Here is a 4,019-nt window from a genome sequence, read left to right as displayed (position 1 = left end):
GTGCGCGCGCGCGGGGGCGGGGGTGTGGGGTTGTGTCCTCAAACGGGCGTGGGGGGGGGGGGGCGGTGGGGGGGCCCCGGCCCCCCCCCCCGCCCCCCCTCATTTCCGTGTGCCCGTAAGCGTTAGGCGCGCGCCTGGATTCCGTACATCTGCGCGTACAGGCCGCCTCGGGCGATGAGTTCGTCGTGCCGGCCCGTCTCGGCGACCCGGCCGTGGTCGAGTACGACGATGAGGTCGGCGCCCCGTACGGTCGAGAACCGGTGCGAGACCAGCAGCGTGACCGTGCCCGGATCACCGCCGTAGGGCCAGGGGCGGCGCGCGGCCTCGATGTACCGCTCGAAGATGACGTGCTCGGTCTCCGCGTCCAGGGACGCGGTCGGCTCGTCCAGGATGCGCAGCAGGGGTGCCGGACGCATCAGGGCGCGCGCCAGCGCCAGCTTCTGCCACTGGCCCGTCGACAGATCGACGCCGCGCTCCCAGCGGCTGCCCAGCTGGGTGTCGGGGCCGTCCGGCAGCGTGCCGGGCAGGTCGGCGGCGCCCGCCCGGTCAAGAGCGGTCGCCACGGTCCGCGGGTGGTCGATGCGCGGCAGATCACCGATGCCGACCGTCTCTCGGAGCGTGAACTCGAAGCGTACGAAGTCTTCGAACGCGGCGCCGATCCGTTCGCGCCACCGGTCCGGGGCGAGGGCGTCGATGCGGACCCCGTCGAGCGTGATCCGGCCCCGCGTCGGCTCGTACATCCGGCACAGCAGCTTGACCAGGGTGGACTTCCCGGAGCCGTTCTCACCGACAAGGGCCACCACTCCCCCGGCCGGCAGCAGCAGTTCGACGTCGTGCAGCGTGGCCGCCGCGGTGCCCGGATAGCGGAAGGAAAGACCTTCGACGGCGATGCCCTGCCGCAGCCTCGAAGGCACCGGCGCCCATGCGGTACCCGAGTCTGCGGTCGTCGCGGGCACGAGGCTCGCCTGATCCGCGTACGCGCGCAGCCAGCGCAACCGCTCGGCGCTCTGCAGGAGTTCGACGACGGCGCCCGTGGCCTGTACGAGTCCGCCGACATGAGCGGTGAACCGTCCGGCAAGGACGACGGCGAGCAGCACGGCGCCCAGGCCGGTGTGTCCGGTCACCGCGAGATGCACGACGAAGGCGACCGCGCCGATCAGGCCGAGCGAGTTGAGCAGCCCGGCCGCGCAGCCGATCGCGGTGACCCGCCACTGCGCCCGGCTCCTCACCCCGTCCGCGCGGCCACGCAACTCCCTTACCCTGGCCCACAGTTCGGGCCCCGCGTCGAAGACGCGCAGCTCCTTGCCCGCCGCCGGCGAGGTGGCGAGGCGGGCGAGGCGCGCGGCGAGCCGGTAGTCGGCCGCCGTGGCCTCCTGGGCGCGGGCGATGACGCCGCGGGCGGAGATCTGCAGACGCAGGGCGATCGCCCCGATGAGCGGAAGGACCAGCAGGGCCGGGTGAACGGTGGCGAGGAGCGCGGCGGTCACCAGGAAGCCGCCGAGCTGTTCGAGCAGGTTGAGCACCCAGTTGAGCAGCGCGCCCATGGCCAGGGTGCGGTCGCGCAGCAGGTGGAGCCGGTCCTGGAAGGCGGGCGACTCCTGGTGGCGCAGCCCGGGAATGCCCGCGGCGAGCCTGGCCAGGAGACGGTCGAAGGCGAAGCCCACCCGCTCACTGAGCCCGATCCTTGCCCCGATGGCGGCGAGTTCGACGGCCTCCCACACGCCGAGGCTCACCACGAGCAGGAGCGCCGCCGTCACCGTGGATTCAAGGAGCCCCTGTTGCGCGCCCTCGGCCATGGACCTCAGCCACAGGGCCTGCAGCGCGGCGAGTCCGGCCGCGGCGGGCACGAGCAGCAGTCCGAGCACGGCGAGTTTCCAGGACTCCCGGAAGGATTCGACGACCAGGGTGCGCAGCGCGTCGAGCACATCGCGCCAACCGCGTCCGGAGACCTCGGGGACGTCGCATCCGGCGGAGCCTTCCGCCACGGCAGGCGGTGCCGCCCGGGGTGCACGGCCGGGAGCGACACCGTCCCGGAGCTCGGCACCGTCGAGGCCACTGTCACCGTCGACGAAGCGCTCCGCCTGCAGCCGGTACATCCGGGCGTACCTGCCGCCCGTCGCCATCAACGCGTCGTGCGTGCCGCTCTCCACGATCCGCCCGCCGTCCATGACATGGATGAGATCGGCCTTGCGTACGCCCGAGAAGCGGTGCGAGACCAGGATCGTGGTGGCGCCCCCGCTCACCGTGAGGAACCGGTCGAAGAAGGCGGCCTCAGCGCGCGCGTCGAGATGGGCGGTGGGTTCGTCGAGCACGAGCACGGCCCCCGAGCGTGCGGCCAGGAGCGCGCGGGCGAGCGCGACCCGCTGCCACTGGCCCGCGGACAGATCGGCGCCGCCGGCGAACTGCCGGGACAGCACGGTGTCCCAGCCCGCCCCGAGCGTGCGGGGCAGCTCGGCGCCGTCGGCCAGTTCCAGGGCGCGCTGGAGGGCGCCTTCCAGGGCGCGCGGGTCGCCGCCGGTGTCCGGGGCGCCGATCGCCACGTTGTCGCGCAGCGTCAGCGGATACTTCACGAAGTCCTGGAAGACGACGGAGATTCCCCGGCGCCACTGCCGTGCGTCGCACTCCCGGACGTCCGCGCCGTCCACGGTGATGCGCCCGGCGTCCGGCTCGTACAGCCGCGCGAGGAGCTTGATCAGCGTCGTCTTGCCGCAGCCGTTCGCCCCGACGATCGCCACGGACGTCCCTGCCTCGATCTCCAGGTCGAGGCCGCGCAGCACGGGGGGTTTGTCCGTGCCGGGATAGGCGAAGTCCACCGACTCGAAGGCGATGCGGCGGCGCACCTCCGTCGCCCCGCCGCTCGTGTGCCCCTTCCGAGCGCTGTCGGCGGTCCCGCGCCGCTCAAGGGCGGCAAGCGACCGCAGGCCGAGGAGCGCGTCGCGCACCATGAGGTCGTCATCGCCGATCCAGCCGAGCGCGGGCAGGGCGAGCGCCGCCTGGACGCTGATCACGAGCTGGGTGAGGCTCAGATCGCCGCGCGCGGCGGCGAACGCCGCGTACCCGAGGACCACGCCCTCCGCGAGCACCACGAACCCGACCGCGCCATAGGCGCGCCGCGCGGCCGTCCCCCGGGTGGCCCAGACCCTGGCCATGCCCGACTGCCAGACGGCCGTCATCCGGTCGGCGAGCCAGTCACCGAGCCCGAAGACACGTATCTCCTTGGCGGGCTCGGGATCCACGGCGAGTGACCGCAGATATCCCGCCCTTCGGATCACCGCGCCGGCCGCCTCCATGCTGCCGTGCACCTGGCGCGACAGGCGCAGATAGGAGCGGTAGGTCAGCACCGCGGCGAGCCCGAGCAGCGGCGGCGCCCACCATGCAAGAGGCGCCAACAGGACGAGCAGGCCGATCCCTTCGAGCCGGGGACGCACGATCTCGGGCAGCAGGGCGGCGAGTTGGTCAGGGCGGGTGCCCGGCTCGGTGGCCAGGCGCAGCGTATCGGCGTAGCCCGGCTCTTCGAGGTGTCCGATGCCGTCCGGCCCCGTCCCGGCGGCGATGGCCCGGTCCTCCACCGCACTGGCCGCCCGGAGCCGCAGCACCGCCGCGAGCCCGCCGTCCAGGGCGCGCAGTCCCGTACGTACGAGAATCAGCGCCGCGAACACGGTGAGGACGACCCCTGCGTGCCGGGCCTCGGCCGACCCGGCGCCCGCTTCCACGGCTCCGGGCAGCGCGCCCACGAGCCGCCCGGTCGCGACCACGACGAGCGGGCCGGTGAGCGCCCCGCAGATCACGGTCAGGGCGAGTGCGACGGTGTGCCGGGGCCCGGCCCGCCACAACAGCCGCACTGCTGCCGTCCATTGCTGCCCTGTACGCATACCGGTCTCCTGAGCCGCGCCGCCATGGGGAGCCCGATGCTCACAGAGGCCCAGGGCTGCCGGTCGACGGTCCCGGGCGGCGCCGCGGCCGCCCCGGCCGCCCGGGGGGGGGGGGGCGGCCCCAGCCCGGGCCGCCCGCCCCCCGGG

Annotated in this window: 1 protein-coding gene; it reads right to left on the bottom strand. The window is 74.1% G+C overall.

The genetic code is table 11. From position 1 onward, the window contains the following. Positions 1-122: 122 nt before the first annotated feature. Positions 123-3,872: an ABC transporter ATP-binding protein gene (locus ACFWY6_RS44665; protein ID WP_384703447.1), complete on the bottom strand. Its 3,750-nt coding sequence runs from the start codon at positions 3,870-3,872 to the stop codon at positions 123-125. Positions 3,873-4,019 lie beyond the last annotated feature (147 nt).

It is taken from the genome of Streptomyces sp. NPDC059037, from assembly GCF_042740015.1.
Classification (GTDB): Bacteria; Actinomycetota; Actinomycetes; order Streptomycetales; family Streptomycetaceae; genus Streptomyces.
The sequence above is the reverse complement of the archived record's forward strand: the minus strand, read 5'-3'. Positions and strand labels throughout refer to the sequence as shown.

What these genes read in the sequence shown, in the direction of transcription:
- ACFWY6_RS44665 (WP_384703447.1), bottom strand. Translation starts at nt 3,872, where the DNA reads ATGCGTACAGGGCAGCAATGGACGGCAGCAGTGCGGCTGTTGTGGCGG.